This is a genomic window from Kosakonia sp. H02, from assembly GCA_030704225.1.
Lineage (GTDB): Bacteria > Pseudomonadota > Gammaproteobacteria > Enterobacterales > Enterobacteriaceae > Kosakonia.
The window spans coordinates 145,514-164,080 of sequence record CP131915.1; the positions used below are offsets into that span (position 1 = coordinate 145,514).

General features: G+C 52.9%; 20 protein-coding genes. 9 read left to right on the top strand and 11 right to left on the bottom strand.

Annotated features, from left to right (window positions below; all coding sequences use genetic code 11):
* Positions 1-8: 8 nt before the first annotated feature.
* The 3 genes from astE (at position 9) to ves (ending at position 2,635) form a co-directional block, all read left to right on the top strand.
* The gene (gene astE / locus Q5705_00740; GenBank protein WLI77127.1) at positions 9-974 is read left to right on the top strand and encodes a succinylglutamate desuccinylase; all 966 of its coding nucleotides are present in this window, start codon (positions 9-11) and stop codon (positions 972-974) included.
* A gap of 314 nt (positions 975-1,288) precedes the next feature.
* The gene (spy, locus tag Q5705_00745; protein ID WLI77128.1) at positions 1,289-1,768 is read left to right on the top strand and encodes an ATP-independent periplasmic protein-refolding chaperone Spy; all 480 of its coding nucleotides are present in this window, start codon (positions 1,289-1,291) and stop codon (positions 1,766-1,768) included.
* A 309-nt stretch (positions 1,769-2,077) separates the two neighbouring features.
* Positions 2,078-2,635, top strand: coding sequence for an environmental stress-induced protein Ves (ves, locus tag Q5705_00750; GenBank protein WLI77129.1), 558 nt, complete (start codon positions 2,078-2,080; stop codon positions 2,633-2,635).
* Here ves and cho read toward each other — a convergent pair.
* Both cho and nadE read right to left on the bottom strand, forming a co-directional pair.
* Positions 2,632-3,495, bottom strand: a complete 864-nt coding sequence (cho, locus tag Q5705_00755; protein ID WLI77130.1) for an excinuclease Cho — start codon at positions 3,493-3,495, stop codon at positions 2,632-2,634. The two genes, ves and cho, sit on opposite strands and share 4 nt — an antisense overlap.
* A 161-nt stretch (positions 3,496-3,656) precedes the next feature.
* The gene (gene nadE / locus Q5705_00760) at positions 3,657-4,487 is read right to left on the bottom strand and encodes an ammonia-dependent NAD(+) synthetase (GenBank protein ID WLI77131.1); all 831 of its coding nucleotides are present in this window, start codon (positions 4,485-4,487) and stop codon (positions 3,657-3,659) included.
* A 253-nt stretch (positions 4,488-4,740) separates the two neighbouring features.
* Between nadE and osmE the strand changes: the two genes are divergently transcribed.
* Entirely contained in the window at positions 4,741-5,079 is a 339-nt protein-coding gene (gene osmE, locus Q5705_00765) for an osmotically-inducible lipoprotein OsmE (protein WLI77132.1), read from the top strand.
* Positions 5,080-5,148: 69 nt separating this feature from the next.
* On the opposite strand, the gene katE is transcribed toward osmE, so the two are convergent.
* Positions 5,149-7,407 carry a catalase HPII gene (katE, locus tag Q5705_00770; protein ID WLI77133.1) on the bottom strand — a complete coding sequence of 753 codons (2,259 nt, stop codon included), beginning with the start codon at positions 7,405-7,407 and terminating at the stop codon, positions 5,149-5,151.
* Between the two features lie 163 nt (positions 7,408-7,570).
* Here katE and cedA point away from each other — a divergent pair, with 163 nt between their 5' ends.
* Positions 7,571-7,864, top strand: a complete 294-nt coding sequence (cedA, locus tag Q5705_00775) for a cell division activator CedA (GenBank protein WLI77134.1) — start codon at positions 7,571-7,573, stop codon at positions 7,862-7,864.
* 43 nt (positions 7,865-7,907) lie between these two features.
* On the opposite strand, the gene Q5705_00780 is transcribed toward cedA, so the two are convergent.
* The 4 genes from Q5705_00780 to hxpB all read right to left on the bottom strand — a co-directional run bounded on the left by Q5705_00780 (position 7,908) and on the right by hxpB (position 11,696).
* Entirely contained in the window at positions 7,908-9,299 is a 1,392-nt protein-coding gene (locus Q5705_00780) for an L-cystine transporter (GenBank protein WLI77135.1), read from the bottom strand.
* 130 nt (positions 9,300-9,429) lie between these two features.
* Positions 9,430-10,020, bottom strand: coding sequence for a metal-dependent hydrolase (locus Q5705_00785; GenBank protein ID WLI77136.1), 591 nt, complete (start codon positions 10,018-10,020; stop codon positions 9,430-9,432).
* A 97-nt stretch (positions 10,021-10,117) separates the two neighbouring features.
* Positions 10,118-10,879, bottom strand: a complete 762-nt coding sequence (gene kduD, locus Q5705_00790; protein ID WLI77137.1) for a 2-dehydro-3-deoxy-D-gluconate 5-dehydrogenase KduD — start codon at positions 10,877-10,879, stop codon at positions 10,118-10,120.
* A 148-nt stretch (positions 10,880-11,027) separates the two neighbouring features.
* Positions 11,028-11,696 (bottom strand): hexitol phosphatase HxpB, encoded by a 669-nt coding sequence (gene hxpB / locus Q5705_00795; GenBank protein WLI77138.1) that lies wholly within the window; start codon positions 11,694-11,696, stop codon positions 11,028-11,030.
* A gap of 146 nt (positions 11,697-11,842) precedes the next feature.
* Between hxpB and Q5705_00800 the strand changes: the two genes are divergently transcribed.
* The gene (locus Q5705_00800; GenBank protein ID WLI77139.1) at positions 11,843-12,379 is read left to right on the top strand and encodes a YniB family protein; all 537 of its coding nucleotides are present in this window, start codon (positions 11,843-11,845) and stop codon (positions 12,377-12,379) included.
* Between the two features lie 48 nt (positions 12,380-12,427).
* Here the strand turns inward: Q5705_00800 and Q5705_00805 are convergent, their stop codons facing one another.
* The 3 genes from Q5705_00805 to pfkB form a co-directional block, all read right to left on the bottom strand.
* The gene (locus Q5705_00805) at positions 12,428-13,288 is read right to left on the bottom strand and encodes a fructosamine kinase family protein (protein WLI77140.1); all 861 of its coding nucleotides are present in this window, start codon (positions 13,286-13,288) and stop codon (positions 12,428-12,430) included.
* 105 nt (positions 13,289-13,393) lie between these two features.
* Complete coding sequence (gene ghoS / locus Q5705_00810; GenBank protein ID WLI77141.1) at positions 13,394-13,684, bottom strand: type V toxin-antitoxin system endoribonuclease antitoxin GhoS; 291 nt, start codon at positions 13,682-13,684, stop codon at positions 13,394-13,396.
* Between the two features lie 110 nt (positions 13,685-13,794).
* Complete coding sequence (pfkB, locus tag Q5705_00815) at positions 13,795-14,727, bottom strand: 6-phosphofructokinase II (GenBank protein ID WLI77142.1); 933 nt, start codon at positions 14,725-14,727, stop codon at positions 13,795-13,797.
* A 292-nt stretch (positions 14,728-15,019) separates the two neighbouring features.
* Here pfkB and Q5705_00820 point away from each other — a divergent pair, with 292 nt between their 5' ends.
* Positions 15,020-15,775, top strand: a complete 756-nt coding sequence (locus tag Q5705_00820) for a YdiY family protein (protein ID WLI77143.1) — start codon at positions 15,020-15,022, stop codon at positions 15,773-15,775.
* A 264-nt stretch (positions 15,776-16,039) separates the two neighbouring features.
* Complete coding sequence (locus Q5705_00825) at positions 16,040-16,252, top strand: hypothetical protein (GenBank protein WLI79084.1); 213 nt, start codon at positions 16,040-16,042, stop codon at positions 16,250-16,252.
* 155 nt (positions 16,253-16,407) lie between these two features.
* On the opposite strand, the gene Q5705_00830 is transcribed toward Q5705_00825, so the two are convergent.
* On the bottom strand, positions 16,408-17,853 hold the full coding sequence (locus Q5705_00830; protein ID WLI79085.1) for a flagellin: 1,446 nt from the start codon (positions 17,851-17,853) through the stop codon (positions 16,408-16,410).
* A 236-nt stretch (positions 17,854-18,089) separates the two neighbouring features.
* On the opposite strand from Q5705_00830, the gene fumD reads away from it, so the two are divergent.
* Positions 18,090-18,302, top strand: a complete 213-nt coding sequence (fumD, locus tag Q5705_00835) for a fumarate hydratase FumD (GenBank protein WLI79086.1) — start codon at positions 18,090-18,092, stop codon at positions 18,300-18,302.
* Positions 18,303-18,567 lie beyond the last annotated feature (265 nt).

The following is an 18,567-nucleotide window of genomic DNA, read 5'->3' on the forward strand; positions in this document are numbered from 1 at the left end:
GAGGATGTATGGATAACTTTCTTGCTGCAACGATTGCGGGTGACATCCCGCGTAAAATGTCAGGCGAAGTGGGCGGTATTCACTGGTTGTGGCATGAGCAAGGGATCCTCGAACTGGTACCGCCGCAACCCACCGGGCGCTCGCTGGTCATCTCATGCGCTATTCACGGCAATGAAACTGCGCCGGTTGAAATGCTCGATATGCTGCTACAAAACCTCTTTTCCGGCAGCCAGCCGCTGACCTGGCGGCTGCTGGTTATCCTCGGTAATCCGCAGGCACTGGCGCAGGGTAAACGCTATCTGAAAAACGATCTTAACCGCATGTTTGGCGGGCGCTGGCAGCAACTGCCGCCCAGTGATGAAACCATTCGCGCCGCCCAGCTTGAACGGGCGGTAACGCACTTTTTTTCGCAAGGTGGCGAAGTGCGCTGGCATCTTGATTTGCATACCGCCATTCGGGGTTCGCATCATGTTCGCTTCGGCGTATTGCCGCAACGCGCCGAGCCGTGGGATGAAGTGTTCCTCGCGTGGCTGGGCGCAGCCGGTCTGGAAGCGCTGGTGTTTCATCAGGCGCCTGGCGGGACGTTTACCCATTACAGTTGCGAAGCGTTCGGCGCCCTGGCCTGCACGCTGGAGCTTGGTAAAGCGCTGCCATTTGGCGCGAATGATTTAAGCCAGTTCCAGCGAACAGCCTGGGCGCTGGCGGCGTTGCTTGCCGGTGAGCCCGCGCCGGATAGCGAAAATACCCCGTTGCGCTACCAGGTGGTGCAGCAGCTGACCCGCCACAGCGAAGCGTTCAAACTCAACATGTCGGCAGACACGCTTAATTTCACCCCGTTCAAGGCGGGTACGTTGCTGGCGGAAGACCGGGGTGAACATTATGTCGTTCAGCGCCCTGAAGAGTATGTTTTGTTCCCAAATCCTAATGTCGCCATTGGCTTACGTGCGGGATTAATGCTCGAAAAAATAAATTAAATCGTAGCCCTGCGATCGCGGGGCTTATTTTTTATCGGCGGCTGAAATAAATTACAGAATTATCTTGTTGAATGGGTTTATTTATTAGCGTGCCTGCTTTATGATTCTCCACAATTCCTTATTTATCAGCGTATTGATTATTTAATTTTCGACTCTCCACGTTTTATCCTTATTTCCTTCATATTTGACGTAAAAACGCTATTTACACTTTCATTGTTTTACCCTCGCTCTGATTAATTGACGATAAACACCGTAAAGTGCATAGCGTCAACACGGCAACCGCCGTAAGTAAAACCGAAGTAAGGAATAAAATTATGCGTAAATTGACTGCTCTGTTTGTTGCCTCTACCCTGGCTTTCGGCGCTGCAAACCTGGCGCACGCTGCCGATACCACTGCCGCGCCTGCCGATGGCAAACCGATGATGCACCATAAAGGTAAAGGGCCGCATGACATGATGTTCAAAGGTCTGAACCTGACCGATGCGCAAAGACAGCAAATCCGCGACATTATGAAAAGCCAGCGTGAAGAGATGAAACGCCCGCCGGTTGAGGATATGCGTGCGATGCACGACCTGGTTGCCAGTGACAGCTTCGACCGTGCCAAAGCTGAAGCGCAAATCACCAAAATGGATGAACAGCGTAAAGCGGGTATGTTGAAACATCTGGAAACCCAGAACAAGATTTATAACATCCTGACCCCGGAACAGAAAAAACAGTTCAACGCCAATTTTGAGAAGCGTCTGACAGAACGTCCGGCCGCAGAAGGTAAAATGCCTCCTGCACCGGCTGAATAATTCGGTAACCCCCTTAAGACCGCCGGCTTTGCCCATCGCACGCTGTAAGTGATGGGCAGAACCGGCGGTTTTTTCTTTCATGCCCTCTTGCCAGCCGCTACCGGCGCGGTATTCTCGTTCAGCCCGTTGTTCACGGTCATGTTACTTATCTGAAATTTATGCTTTTTTACCTGTCTGGTTACGTCGTAGCCTGAGGCAAATCTGCCCGGCTGCCGATAATCCGGCATGGCAAACTACACAATAGCAAGTATGCACGCTGCCCCCAGAAGCAGCGGCGCAGGCGATACGCTGCGCCATTCAGGAGTGATGATGGAATTCTTTGATATTCGTAAGATGCCGGTAAATCTCTGGCGTAATGGCGCGGGCGAAACCCGCGAGATTTGTTGTTTTCCGCCTGCGACCCGTGATTTTAACTGGCGGGCAAGCATCGCTTCTTTAGCCAGTAACGGTGAGTTTCCGCAATTTCCCGGTGTGGATCGCGTGATAACGCTGATAGAAGGCGGTGAAGTGACGCTGGTTGGCGGAAACGCGTTTTGCCATACCCTGAAACGCTACCAGCCTTTTGCCTTTGCGGGTGAGCAGGCGGTCAAAGCTGAGCTTTCTGAGGGCCGCATGTCGATGGATTTCAATATCATGACCCGCCGCGATCGCTGTCGGGCGAGCGTGCGTATTGCCGATCGCACCTTCACCACCTTTGGTACGCGCGGCGGGGTGGTTTTTGTCCTTAGCGGTGCCTGGCAACTGGGCGATAAACTGTTGACGGCAGATCAGGGGGCGTTCTGGCAGGAGGGGAGACATACCCTGCGGCTGTTGCGATCCGAAGGGCAGTTATTATTCAGCGAGTTAACCTGGCTGGCAGGGCACTAACCCAGCTCAATGATCTCATGGTTGCCAGCAAGCAGTGGTTTGCAGAGGATTTTGTAACCATCGTGATCGAAACCGGCGGGTGTGCGCAGCAGTGCCGCTGCTTCGCCCGGTGTGTTGACCGATCCCAGCCAGAACCAGTTATGGATGATATGGTATTGCGTTATCTCTGTTGTACTCTCTTTCAGTGCGATCGGGCCAGGCCACGGCCAGCATATCAGTTGCATACGCGCCATCGCGACAAGAAAACGGCTATGGTGCGCCTCAACCGTCTCTTTACCACAGCACGCGCCGGCGCAGCGCTTGAGCGCGGAGCGAAAACAGGCGCGACCCCGACTTAAGGGCTCAAGGCCCAGCAATCCATAGCAGAGCTTTTCGTCATCGGCGATGGATTGCAGCGCCTGCAACGCCGCACGTCGGTTGGCGAACAGGCCATAGAGATCGGGCGAGGAGGAAAAATCCACTTCGCGCGCGTAGACCACCTGGGGTTTGCTGCCATCAAAACGCAGGGAGCAGAGCTGACGGTTACGGCGCAGGCGCTTATTAAACAGCGGCTGTTGTTCTTTGATAAGCCTCGCTTCCAGCAGCAGCGCACCGATTTCGCCCGCAGTGCAGATCCAGCTAACGCGCCGGGATTGACGCAGCATGGCCGCTTCATCGGGGGTGCGAAAATGCGACATCACGCGGCTGCGGATATTGACGCTTTTGCCGATATAGAGCGGCATCGCTTCGCTTTCGCCATGGAAAATATAGACGCCGGGCTGTTTAGGCATTGCCTCAAGCCACTGGCGTAAATGTTCGGGGTATTCATAAATTGCCGCCGCTTCAAATTCAAGACGCGGGGCGGATTGACGCCTGACCACAACGGACTCCTGATACTGTTTGCTTGTACAGTGTAGCAGGGCAAGTCAGGTTAAAAAAGAGACATTTGGAAACATTAAGCAAGGCGGGAACTTAAATTGCCTGATGGCGCTTCGCTTATCGGGCTTACGTACACGTTGTAGGCCCGATAAGACGAAGTGTTTTATTGCTGTTTCCAGAAATCGTCAAATACCGTGATCGGCGGGCGGCGTTTATGCTCGGTTTTCAGATACCAGCCCTCAATAATATGAGCGGTAGCCGCATCCAGAGTTTTGCCTTCCAGATAATCATCAATATTTTCATAGGTCACGCCCAGCGCGGCTTCATCCGGCAGCGACGGACGGTCATCTTCCAGATCTGCCGTTGGCGCTTTTTTGTAGAGGTGTTCCGGGCAGCCGAGATACTCAAGCAGTTGTTTTCCCTGGCGCTTATTCAGACGAAACAGGGGGTTAATGTCGGTGCCACCATCGCCATACTTGGTGAAGAACCCGGTTACTGCTTCGGCAGCGTGGTCTGTACCGACGACAACACCTTTGCTCATTCCGGCGATGCTGTATTGGGCTTTCATTCGCTCGCGCGCTTTCTCGTTGCCGCGCACAAAATCGCTCAGCTCAATACCGGCTTCGCGCAGCGCCTGTTCGCTCGCCAGCACTGACGCTTTGATATTCACCGTCAGCACGCGATCCGGCTTAATAAAGTTGATGGCGTCCTGGCAATCCTGCTCATCCGCCTGTGCGCCGTAAGGCAGGCGTACGGCGATAAACTGGTAAGCGCTGTCGCCGGTTTCTTCTCGCAGTTCGTTAATGGCTAGCTGGGAAATTTTACCGGCCAGCGTTGAATCCTGACCGCCGCTGATACCCAGTATCAGGGATTTGATAAAGGGATAGGTTTTTAGGTAGGTTTTCAGGAAATCCACACTACGGCGAACTTCCTCTTCGGCATTGATTGCAGGCTTGACGCCCAGCGCCTGAATAATCTCTTGTTGCAGAGCCATTTACCCCTCCGTTGTTGAATCCTGCTGTGCAGGTTGCAAATAGATATGGGATAAAGCTAACCCCTTCGCGGTAAAACGACAAGGATCACAGTCTGGAGTGTCGCAATTTGCGCCGTTTTGGTGGCTTTACGCACTTTTATTAGATTTTTCCGAAAGATAGACCATCGCCCGTCGATAGTTGAAAAAAGCAATTTTATATTCCAGGCTTAGATAACACGCTGATACAGAAGCTGATACTAAAAGAGGATGGAATATGAATAAGAATATTGCAGGAATTCTGGGCGCTGCGGCAGTGATGACAATGCTGGCAGGTTGTACTGCTTACGATCGCGCCAAAGATCAAGTTAGCCAACCGGTTGTAAAAGACGTGAAAAAAGGGATGAGCCGCGAACAGGTTACGCAGATCGCAGGCCGTCCTTCTTCTGAAGTCACCATGATCCACGCACGTGGTACTTGCCAGACTTATATTCTGGGTCAACGTAACGGTAAAACCGAAACCTATTTCGTGGCGCTGGATGAGACCGGTCACGTGATGAACTCCGGCTACCAGACTTGTGCCGAATACGACACCGACCCGCAAGCTAAGCAGTAATTTTCTTTTTTTAAGCCTGAGCAGACAAAAACCGGCCAAAAGGCCGGTTTTTTATTGCCTGGCGCTCAATCAGGCCGGTACGTTATCGATTTTGCTGATCCGTGACCAGACGCGGTGAGCGGCAAGCTGATCGATAAAATTATCCACCAGCGCGCTCGACGCGGTATCGCCTTCAATAATGCCTTCTTCACCTTGTGCATCCACATGCAGCACGTTTTTAAACTGCCGCGCATCGCCCGCCAGCGCGATAGTTTTCAGATGCTTATAGGCTTCCAGCAAGTAATACTTCGCATCGCCATTTTGCAGCAGTGTGCTGACATCCCCGCCAGGAACGAAAACGCCATCGACGGTCAATGACGGCGAACCCGCAAACGTTGCGGCAACCGGCAATCTGGAGCCATCATCGGCGATCACTTCGCCCATGCGCGAGTAAAGCAGTTTGGCATGCACGCCTTTGGCTTTTAACCCTTGCAGCAGCGTTAGCACATCCTGCGCGCGGACATTATCATGCAGCAGCACGGCCACGACACGGCCTTTCACTTCACCATCGGGGATCGCATACAGGCTGAGAGAGGGATCTTTCTCCACGCCGTTGACGTTAGCTGGCGGCGTAATATTGAGCTGATCTTCGCTCAGGGTGATACCGAGATTGTCCGCCACTGCCTGCGCCAGGTTGACATCAATATGCGCCAGTTGATCGACCACGCGCTCGCGAATATAGGGCCGGGCGACTTTACTCAGCTCGAAACTAAACGCATCGATAATATGGCGTTGCTCAAACGGCGTCTGGCTCAGCCAGAAGAGGCGCGGATGCGCATAATACTCGCCAAAAGAGGGGCTGCGCTCGCGCACTTTGTGGCCCTCTACGCGCTCCTGATAAGTTTCAAACCCGCCGCGTTTCGGGCCGGGAGGCGTTTCGCGTGGCCAGTTATCATTGATGGAGTTTGGCTCGTAGTTCGCCGGATTGGTGTCGATATCCATCCGGTGCATGCCGTCACGCTGGAAATTGTGATACGGGCAGGTCGGGCGGTTTATCGGGATTTCATGGAAGTTAGGCCCGCCGAGACGGCTGATTTGCGTATCGGTGTAGGAGAACAGTCGCCCCTGCAAGAGCGGATCGTTGGTGAAATCCAGCCCCGGAACGATATGGCCTGGGTGAAACGCCGCCTGTTCATTTTCGGCAAAGAAGTTATCCGGGTTGCGGTTAAGCACCATTTTGCCCACGCGCTGCACCGGGACCAGTGCTTCGGGGATCAGTTTGGTGGGATCAAGCAGGTCAAAATCAAATTTGAACTCATCCTCTTCCGGGATCAGTTGCAGGCCCAGTTCATATTCCGGGTAATCACCGGCTTCAATGGCTTCCCATAAGTCACGGCGGTGGAAATCCGGATCGCGCCCGGTCAGTTTCTGCGATTCATCCCACACCAGCGACGCTTTGCCCGCCAGCGGTTTCCAGTGGAAACGCACAAACGTCGCTTTGCCTTCGGCATTAATCAGCCGGAAGGTGTGAATACCAAACCCTTCCATGGTGCGATAGCTGCGTGGAATACCGCGATCGGACATTGCCCACGTTACGTTGTGCAGGGTTTCAGGTTGCAGAGAAACATAATCCCAGAAGGTGTCGTGCGCGCTCTGGCCTTGAGGAATGGCCCAGTGCGGCTCGGGTTTCACCGCGTGGACAAAATCCGGGAATTTATGCGCATCCTGAATGAAAAAGACCGGAGTGTTGTTACCGACAAGATCAAAAATGCCCTCTTCGGTATAGAACTTGGTGGCGAAACCGCGAATATCGCGCACGGTATCCGCCGAGCCTGCGCCACCCTGGACGGTGGAGAAGCGCACGAAAACCGGGGTGATTTTATCCGGATCGGAGAGGAAATCGGCTTTGGTTATCTCTTTCAGGCTGCGGTAGGGCTGGAAATAGCCATGCGCTGCCGAACCACGCGCATGGACGATACGTTCCGGAATGCGCTCATGGTCGAAGTGCGTGATCTTTTCCCGCAGGATAAAATCTTCCAGCAGCGTCGGACCGCGCGTACCCGCCCGCAGGGAGTTTTGATCATCACTGATACGCACACCCTGGTTCGTGGTCAGCGGGAAGTTTTCGCTGCCTTTTCGGAAAGTATCAAGGGCGTTCAGCTTTTCATTCGCGGTATCCGGCGCTTTCAGGCTCCCCGGTGCCGTTGGCTGCTCGCCGGGCGCGGTCGGTTCGGGGGAAGGGCGGTGAGAGTTATCTTCAGGGGCCAGGGAATCCAGCCCTGGACGTGATTCACTGGCATCGTGAACCGGGGAACGTGGATTATGAGTATCTTTCTCGTTGTGCGACATTGAACTCGTCTCCTGTTTTCATTACTAAAAATGAGGTTGTTACATTAACCCTCCTAACTATAGAACAATGTCCCGGCCTCGCCCGTGCGCGCAGGGGGAAGAAAAATCGCCAGGGAATAAGAGAAAGTCACGCCGGGCGCGACGCGCAGGGCAACAATCGGCTATGATAGGTCTTTCCTGTTTCTGGAATTTGCCTTTAGTGAATGCATCGCTTATGAAACCTTTGCGTCAACAAAACCGTGTCGTTGTTAGCTATGTCCCGCGTGTCGAACCGGCACCGCCCGATCATGCCGCGAAAGTGGACGGCTTTCGTGATGTCTGGTTGTTACGTGGAAAATATGTGGCGTTTGTGTTGATGGGCGAACATTTTCGCCGCTCGCCCGCGTTCGGCGTGCCGGAAGCGGCTCAGCGCTGGGCCACGCAGATTCGCCAGGAAGGCGAAATAGACGAAGAATAAAAAAACGCCTGCATTGCAGGCGTTTCGCATTTCAAAGACGTACTTAGCGGTGGGCCAGTTCGGCGTTCTCTTCGCTGTCCATCACGGCTTTATCGGTCTGCTTCAGCCACTGGCTGGTCAGCGTCCCGGCGGTCATTGAGCCGCTCACGTTAAGTGCGGTACGACCCATATCGATCAGCGGTTCAACGGAGATCAGCAACGCGACCAGGGTGACCGGCAGACCCAGCGCAGGCAGCACGATCAGCGCGGCGAATGTGGCACCGCCGCCCACACCGGCAACGCCCGCAGAACTCACGGTGACAATACCCACCAGTGTTGCAATCCACATCGGATCCAGCGGGTTTATGCCAACGGTTGGCGCAACCATCACCGCCAGCATCGCCGGGTAAAGCCCTGCACAGCCGTTTTGCCCGATAGTCGCCCCGAAGGACGCCGAGAAGCTGGCGATCGATTCCGGTACGCCCAGGCGGCGGGTTTGTGCTTCCACATTCAGCGGAATGGACGCCGCGCTGGAGCGGCTGGTAAAGGCAAAGGTCAGCACTGGCCAGACTTTGCGGAAGAATTTCAGCGGGCTTACGCCGTTCACGCCCAGCAGCAAGCCGTGCACCACGAACATAATGCCGAGGCCGAGGTAAGAGGCGATAACGAAGCTACCCAGTTTGATGATGTCCTGGATGTTCGAACCCGCAACCACTTTGGTCATCAACGCCAGTACGCCATACGGCGTCAGTTGCATGACCAGACGTACCAGCTTCATCACCCAGCTTTGCAAAGTGTCGATTGCCGTTAATACACGCTGGCCTTTCGCCGCGTCGTCCTTCAGCAGCTTGAGCGCCGCGACACCGAGGAAAGCAGCAAAGATAACAATGCTGATAATTGACGTCGGGTTCGCGCCGGTGAGATCGGCAAACGGGTTTTTCGGTACAAACGACAACAGCAGTTGCGGTACGGTTAAGCCGGCGACTTTACCGACATAATTGCTCTGAATGGCATTAAGACGCGCGGTTTCTGCCGTGCCCTGCACCAGACCTTCGGCGCTCAGGCCAAACAGATTGGTGACAAGCACCCCGACCAGCGCGGCAATCAGCGTGGTGAAAAGTAACGTCCCGATGGTTAAGAAACTGATTTTACCCAGTTGCGAAGCGTTATGCAGACGCGCAACGGCACTCAGAATGGAGGCGAAAACCAGCGGCATGACGATCATTTGCAGCAACTGCACATAGCCGTTACCGACCACGTTGAACCACTGAATAGATTCTTTCAGTACCGGATTATCGGCACCGTAAATAGCCTGAAGCGCAAGGCCAAATACGACGCCCAGACCTAAACCGACCAGTACTTTTTTTGCCAGACTCCACTGCTTGTGGCGCGCCTGCGCCAGCAAAAACAGCAGTGCCACGAACACGACAACGTTCGCGATTAGTGGAAAATTCATCCCCGTTCTCCTGATATCATTATGCGCTCGACCTGCCCGGTCGATCCTGGGGCGCAAGGTTAGCAGAAGTGCCGGAGGGGCTTTATATCCAAATGGAATGGGTTATTCCGATTTGGGAAAATCAGGCGAATTAACGTTCAGATTGATGATGAATAAAGCGATCGAACTGATTTTGTAGCGTATTTATCATTTCAGATGACCAGCGGACTGCACCATTTTCGGGCAACGTTTGCGGCATCCACACGGCATAGGTAAAAAGCGCCATGCATAATACGCGCTCCAGTTGATTACCTTTTTGCGGGACCAGCAGCGGCAGACGAAACCGCCAGCGACAGGGCCAGAGCAACGGTACACCGGCAGGGGTGAGCATATCGGCGACAATATGGCTCAGGTATCCCACCACCATGCCTTGCAGAGCATCAGCGGGGATAATCCAGCTTGCCGGGACTTTTAAATAGAACAGCGTGAGCGCCAGAAACACCGCCATCAGGCTATGAGTGAACCCGCGATGGCCGAACGCGCGCGCCACGGGTTTTGATATCCACTTGAGGCGTTGCCCGAGAAAGGATTTCGGGTGATCGATATCCGGCAGCAGACAGGTGAGAATGGCGGAAGGCACGATATGCCACCAGTCGCCCTGAGCCAGGACGGGCGTCAATTCTGCATTCTTGGTAAACACCGCGCAGGCAATGGAGAAAAGCAGGTGTCCTTCCGCCGTCATGATCAAACTCGCTAAACTGTCGATGCATACAGTATAGGATGTTTGTACAGTAGGCGGAAGAGGTGACGGTGTAACTCTTTGTCACAATCTTGTCAAATTAACGCGCCAGCCAGCCGCCATCCACCGCAACTGTGTAACCGTTGATATAGTCCGACGCTTTCGAGGCCAGAAAAACGACCGCGCCTTGTAAATCTGCGGGGTCGCCCCAGCGCCCGGCAGGAATGCGATCGAGGATTTCCTGGCTGCGCTCTGCGTCTTCGCGCAATTGCTGGGTGTTGTTGGTTGCCATATAACCCGGCGCAATGGCATTGACGTTAATATTGTGCGCCGCCCATTCATTGGCCAGCAGGCGGGTTAGCCCCATCACGCCGCTTTTTGAGGCGGTGTACGATGGCACACGGATGCCGCCCTGATACGAGAGCATAGAGGCAATATTGATGATTTTGCCGCCGCGGCCCTGCGCGATGAATTGCCTGGCAACGGCCTGCGAGAGAAAGAAGAGAGATTTCAGGTTCAGATCCATCACGTCGTCCCAGTCTTTCTCGCTAAAGTCCAGCGCATCGCAGCGGCGAATGGTGCCTGCGTTGTTAACCAGAATATCGATGTGACCCATCTTTTCGACCGCCTCGCTGACAATATCCGCAAGCCCTTGCTGGTGGCGTAGATCGGCCTGAATGGCGTGAAAGCGGCGACCGAGCGCCTCAACGCGTTGGGCGGTTTCGTGCGGAATTTTACGGTTAACACCGACAATATCGCAGCCTGCTTCCGCCAGCCCTATCGTCATTCCCTGGCCGAGGCCGGTATCGCATCCGGTTACTATGGCCACTTTGCCCGTAAGCTTAAAAGCATCCAGTATCATATTTACTCCGGCGTAATGAAGTGTTGTCGTGACGGGGCGTCAGCGCCTGAGGATCAGAATAGAAGGCGGGCGATAAAAACACAAATAAATGAAATGATGTTTCAATTAGTTATGGGGCAGGAGCAGCAGAACGCTGCTCCGTCGTGTGTTAGCCCCGCAGATGGGCGAGCGTAAGCTGTTGTAAGCTGTCGAGTTTGACATTCGCCAGTACATAACGCGGATCGGCGCGATGCTCTTCATCGGGGACGACAATCGAGCGCATGCGCGCGGCTTTACTGGCAATCATGCCATTGACAGAATCTTCCAGCGCCACGCAGGTTAACGGATCGACACCCAGCTTCGCCGCGCAATCAAGATACACCTGCGGATGCGGCTTGCTGTACGGCAATTTCTCTGCCGAAGCCAGTGCATCGAAACTGTCGCGCAGTTCGAACATCGTCAACACTTTTTCCAGCATGTGTAGCGGCGACGCCGACGCCAGGCCAACCAGCAAGCCATTCGCTTTACACAACGCAATGGCCTCACGCACGCCGGGCAATAACGGGCGCTCTGCTTCAACCAACGAGATGGCACGCTCAATAATACGGTCGGTCACTTCCTGGCGAGACGGGCCATTCCACGGTTGCTGCGCGTACCACAGCTCAACAACCATATCGATGCGCAAGCCGAGCGTGTCGGGCAGTTCGTTGCGCCGGGTGATGTCTACCCCGAGACTTGACACTACCTCCAGCTCGGCGCGATCCCAAAGCGGTTCTGAATCGATAAGCAAGCCATCCATATCAAAAATTGCAGCAAGAATTTGGCGCTGGGCAGACATAGTACCTCTCTGGTTGACGGAATTTTGCAGGGTGAAAATGCAGATTATGGCAAAGCGTCTATCATAGCGCCTTTAAAAATCAGGCGAAAATGATTATCAGCAGGTAGACTAAGGCACAAACAGTGCGTCACCAAAAAGGGGAATCCATGACGTATCAACAAGCTGGACGCATCGCCGTGCTGAAACGCGTTCTCGGTTGGGGGATTTTTATTCCGGCTGTCATTTCGACCATTATTTCTGTGCTCAAGTTTATGTACGATCACAGCGATAAACAGCCCGGTATCAATGCCGTGATGCTTGATTTCGCCCATGTGATGATTGAAATGATGCGTTTTAATACGCCTTTTCTGAATCTTTTCTGGTACAACTCGCCGACCCCTAATTTCCACCAGAGCCTGAACATCCTGTTCTGGATTATCTTCGCGCTGATCTTTGTTGGGCTGGCATTGCAGGCTTCCGGCGCGCGCATGAGCCGCCAGGCGCGCTTTCTGCGTGAAGGTGTAGAAAATCAGATGATCCTCGAAAAAGCCAAAGGCGATGAAGGGTTAACCCGCGAGCAGATCGAAGCGCGTATTGTCGTGCCGCATCACACCATTTTCCTGCAAATCTTCCCGCTCTATGTTCTGCCGGTGATTGTCATCGTGGCGGGATACTTCTTTTTTAAGCTGCTTGGTTTTTTGTGAGGAAGAAATTGCCCGATGGCGCGTTGCTTATCGGGCCTGCGTACTTGCTTATGCGGCCAACACCCGATCCAGCGCTTTTTGCGCATTCAACAAATGCTCGCCACCAAAGAGAATGGCCCGGTTGAACAGAGTGTAGAGCTGATAAAGCGGCTGACGCTCCAGAAAATCGGCGGGGAGTGGCGAGATAGATTGGTAGCCATCGTAAATCTGCGGTGGCTGATCCGGGTGCAGTGGCAGCATCGCCAGGTCGCACTCCCGATCGCCCCAATAACAGGCTGGATCGTAGATGTAAGGCCCGTCCGGCCCCAGCGCGCAGTTAGCCGACCATAAATCGCCATGTAATAAAGAAGGTTGTGGCTGATGGGCGCTCAGGCGCTGCTGAACGTGCTCGACAATCGCATCGATATTGCCGAACTCCAGCCCTTTCTCGGCCGCCAGTTCAAGCTGCCAGCCAATACGCTGTTCAGCAAAAAATGTCGACCAACGACGTTGCCAGGCATTGGGCTGCGGGGTGGTGGAGAGGTCGTTATCGAAATCAAGACCGAACTGCGGCTGGTCGCTCCACTGATGCAGGCGAGCAAGTTGGTGGCCTAACAGGAACGCGCTGTGTGCGTCCAGCGGACGGGCAGGGAGATATTCCATCACCAGGAAACAGTAGTCCCGATCGCTGCCTACCGCCCAGACTTTTGGCACCCGCACCGTGTTACTGCGCGCCAGCAGCGCCAGTTGATCGGCTTCGGCGGTAAATATGGGTAACAGGGCGCGTTCATCGCACTTCACGAAGAGATCGTGACCGGCATAGCGTAAATACCATGCAGCATGAATTTCACCGCCCGGTAACTCGTCGCGCTGTTCAATTTCGCCATCGCCCAGTTGTTCGCGTAACAGACCACTTATCGCTTGCCACATGATGTCTCTCCCATGTAATCAGCCAGATCATAAGGTTAGCGCACTAAAGCTGTGAAAATACTCGACTCAACGCACACCAGACACACGGACGGCGCGGGATGGCACTTAATGCGCTTCCTGCTGCCAGGCTTCCCAGGTACTGACCGTAATGTCAGTTTTCTGATGGACTGCGCTTTCTGCTAAACCATCCGCCAACGCGTGCACCTCTTGTTCGCTCAGCGCACTGATAAACCCGAAAGTATTGGTGCCAAGATCGTGTACTTTGCCCTCATCGTCCGTCATGGTGATGAGAAAGCCCGCGCGTGTAAAGTGGTTATTCAGCTCATTGAGATCGGTCAGGGTCTGATCGTGAAATTTGACCGTGACTACGTAGCGTGTGATGCCATCGCTGCCCATATTTCACCTCATTGTTATCACAAGTTTTTTCAGCATAGTCGGCGAGGGGCATTTGTCGACCACTATCCGGTCTTTGTCTTCCCCCCGTCTCACTGAAAAAGCCAGCGCCTTCACACTTTGCGCAGGTAATCATAAATTTTCTGCGTATCTTCCAGCGCGCATAAACGCGTGCCCTGATTGATGGTGGCGGCACTCCCGGCGGCGACGCCAAAACGCACCATATCATCAAGTGGCGCATTCTGCGCAAGCTTAAGCGTCATTGCGCCGACCATGCTGTCACCCGCACCGACGGTGCTTTGGCTTTTCATCGGCGGTGGCACGACCTGCACACAGTTTTGCGCATCAACGGCGAGTGCCCCCTGGGGACCAAGAGAAACCACTACGCGTAACACTTTTCCGCTGCGGATAAGTTCTTGTGCCGCCAGGCGCACGTCATCCGGCTGGGTTAAATCCCGGCCAACCAGCGCGCTTAACTCCTTCTGATTGGGTTTGACCAGTTCGATATTGCCAATGGCGAGTGCAGCGCTGAGCGCTTCGCCGGAGCTATCGACAATGCAGCGAATGCCTTGTTTTTGTGCGGCGGTAATCAATTGCGTCAGCTTTTCGACCTGAATGCCCGGCGGGAGGCTCCCGCTGATAACCAGAATGGCGCCGCTTTCAATAGTAAGGACTTTTTCTTCCAGTTGGCGAAACTCATCTTCGCTTAGGGCGGCGCCAGGCATGACGAAACGGTATTGTTCCCCGCTGGATTCGACATGAACATGCAGATTTTGCCGGGTCCAGTCGGCGGTTTGTACGCTGACGGTGGGGACATTTTCATCGGCCAGTAGTGACGTGAGATGTTCCCCGGTTGCGCCGCCAGCCGGGAAAATGGCGGTGGCTTTCCCGCCGAGGTGCGCAATGGCGCGGGCTACGTTAATGCCGCCACCGCCCGGTTCAAAAACCGGTGAGGTGCAGCGGAGTTTACCTTCAGGATAAATTTGCGGTGTCAATGTCGCGCTATCGAGTGAGGGCGCGAGCGTCAGTGTATAAACAGATACCATGATGACCTCCTTTTACTCAGCTTGCAGTAAGCCTGGCACCGATTAGGCGCCAGGGAAAGGAAATAACAGTATGATTTTCAAAATAATATAGGTTTAATCGGCCTCGGTGATTAATAACCGTTTTCTCATTTTTGAGATCTCTCTTATTCAAAAAATCAAATAAGATTTCATTGATCTGTTTAAGCGGCCTTTTTATAATTTGTTACCTTTCTTTGGACCGTTGGTCGTTGATCCTAATGAAAGTTTCCGGGACCGTGTTGGTCTCTTTTTTTGCTGTACGGACTCTAAAAAAATGAAGCTTTTGAAGACAGTACCCGTGCTGGTAATGGCTGCGGGCGTGCTTGCGTCGATGAATGCCGCCGCAGATGATACCGTTTTTACTGTCATGGATGACCCTTCCACCGCGAAACAACCGTTTGAAGGCAGTGTGAACGGCGGCTATCTCGGTCAGTCCGGCAACACAAAGAGCTCTTCTTTGACTGCCGATTCCACTTTAACCTGGTACGGCGACAACACCGCCTGGTCCTTGTGGGGCAACGCCAGTAATACCTCGTCGAACGATGAACGTTCGTCTGAGAAATACGCTGTAGGTGGCCGTAGCCGTTATAACATGACCGACTACGATTATCTGTTTGGCCAGGCGAGCTGGTTGACCGACCGTTACAATGGTTACCGCGATCGCGACATCCTGACCGCCGGTTATGGTCGCCAGTTCCTGAATGGCCCGGTTCACAGCCTGCGCTTTGAATTCGGTCCGGGTGTACGTTACGACAAGTACACGAATGGCGACACGGAAACCACCGCGCTGGGCTACGCTTCAGGTACGTATGCATGGCAAGTGACTGATAATACGAAATTCACCCAGGGCGTTTCTGTATTTGGCGCGGATGATACTACCGTCAACTCTGAAACCGCACTGAACGTTGCTATTAATGCGCATTTCGCACTTAAGGTCGCTTATAACGTCACCTGGAACTCTGAGCCGCCGTCAACCGCGCCAGAGCATACCGATCGCCGTACCTCGGTAACGTTAGGTTATAAAATGTAATTTGCCGGGCCGGAAATATCGGCCCGCTTTTTTATTTGTGAATTCGTGCTATTTTCCCTCGACGACTATTCAGTTTTATTTAAGTAAACAATCCTCTCCTTAATTTCTTCATAATTAATTAATGCGTAACACATTCAGTTTATTTGACACGAATGGATAAATAAATTGACTGGGCAAAAGTGTGATCCAGATCTACACTGAATTTATGGGCAAAAACATCTCGCCCGGCCAGTCAATGATTAATTCAAGTAAGAGAACAATATGATGAAAACAATCAAAACAGCCGCAGCCGCCGTGGTGCTTTCTGCACTTTCATTTGGCGCATTCGCTGCACAGCCTGCAACTTCTGCCAGCCAGTCAAACGCTAACATCACGAATATTGAAGCCGGTTCCAACATGGTCACAGTTGCTCATTCTCAGGGTTCGAATGACGCTGCGTTCGACGCGCATACACTGGTTGCCGGTGAGTGGGATTAATCTAGTTGCTGTTAAGTTGTTCATTTCAAAACCGGATCATGTCGTACCGGTTTTTGTATAAAAACTTGTGTAAAGCGAATAATACAAATCTTATTCTTTATTGACGAAACGTGCGCTTAATATTGTCCGCGTTGTTATTCCCTGATTTACAAACGTTAACCGCGCAGCAGTGAAAGAATATTTTCAGCCGACTGGTTAGCCACTTTCAGTACCGCATCCTGACTCTGCTGTAATATTTGTGCTTTTGCCAGTTTGCTCGTTTCCAGGGCATAATCTGCATCTTCAATGCGGCTTTTTGCCGCCTGGGTGGCGACATTTTGCTGCGCCAGTACCGACTTATTCGACTCGAAGCGATTGATATACGCGCCGTACTGCGCCCGATAGCTGCTCACTGTATCCAGCGCTGTATCGAGCTTACCCATGGCACCGTTCGCCGCCTGCATCGTCAGCAGGTCGGTACTGGTTAATCCCAGCGATTTCAAATCCGACGGCGTGGTTTCCATGGTGATTGATTTGATGTCATCACCGAAACTAGCGCTTGTGACGACCTCCCATGGCCGGCTCTGTTTGGGCGGTTCCGCTGGCGTAATGGTTGGCTCAGGGAGCGAATCCCAGGTCAGGTTACTGGTAAACGAACCGCTCCCCACCACCATCACCACCAGATCTTCCGTCACATTATCGATTTGCAAACGCTCAAGCCGGTTAGAGCCATTGCTGCCGTCGTTATAGGCCGGTCCTGTCTCGTAACGATCGCCATCACCGCTGTAGCTGATGGTCATGCCGTTGTAACTGAGCGTGGCGCTGCCATTCAGTGACCAGGATGCGCCTCCTTCGATAAGCTGTGAATCATCATAGGTTGCCCCGTTTTCGAATCCGTTCGCTCCAGTTAATACCCGGCTGGTCGCTTTCGCGGAATCGGTGATGCCGCGACTACTCCATGTGTAATCCGGATCGCTGCCATTGATTGGCGTTCCCGCCAGATGTTTACCATCACGGGTGAAAAGCTGAATGTCATCATCCAGACCCAGTGAATCGATAGTGATGGCGATATTTTTCGCACCCGCGGGGATATAGGCCAGTGAAACAATGCCTGAGCTAAATGAATAATCGCTACCCTGCACCGGGAATTTCACCTTCAGCGGTGGAACATCGCCAATCAGCACGGGCGGGAGCTCCGGGGAATCCGTCGCCAATGGATAGCTACCAAAAATTTCCGTACTTTCAGAGATCGACTGAATGTTGTTAAGAATGCTTTGATATTCGTCCTGAATGCTTTGCCGATCGCTGTCCGTGAGCGTGCTGTTGCCAGATTGAATAGCGAGGCTTTTGGCGCGGATCAACAGCTCACCAATAGTATTCAGCGCGCCATCGGCGGTCTGCCCCATACTGATGGCGTCATCAAGCCCGCGGGATACCACGTTATCGGCGCTGGCATTTGAGCGCATCCGGTTAGCAATGGCCTGGCCTGCCGCATCGTCTTTTGCGCCATTAATCCTTAAGCCTGATGAAAGACGTTCAATAGATTCTTGCAGCGTTGACGCTGTTGTCTTTCGGGCCGTCAGGTTGAGCCCCGTCATTTCGTTATAATTGATCGCTTGCATTACCGTCATTAATTCACTCAAGCCATGAATGTGTCATTAATCGGCAGCCCAGGCGGTTAACTTTAAGGCAAATTGATTGAAAAATTTAACTTTGTGCAAATGACCGGAAAGGGAGGCGCTTTCACAATAAGGTTGTAATCAGGCTAACATGTGAAAGCATTGCGGCCGGAATGGCTTTATCAGAAGTTTGTCTTAAAGAAAGTTTTCTTATTAAAACAACAACAAACGGAGGGGTGATGGGGAAGCATAAAGATGATGAGCTTTATAAGGAAATGTGCCGGGTTGTGGGGAAAGTGGTGCTGGAAATGCGCGATCTTGGACAAGAGCCTAAGCACATTGTAATTGCTGGTGTGGTCAGGACAATGCTGGCTAATCAAAAGATCACACGTTCAGCCTTGACCCATGACGCCATGGAAGAGGTCATTCGGGCGCTGGGTTTCAATACCTGATTTAAAGACAAAAAAGGCACGCAGGGTGCGTGCCTTGTGGGGGAGAACGTTTCAGCGTCGTTTCTTAGGACGGCTGGGGAGGGTTCTTGATGACTTTATGCTGTGGTGTTTATAAAACGAAAAAATAGCAATTGCGATGAGCGCAATAATAACTAAGAGATAAACTATTACCATGCTTTATCAGTAAGTTAGGTGTTAAAGGGTAGCCAACTAGAATACCTGGAGCATATCTGTGTCAAGGCAGTATTGGAAATTAGGATTAAAC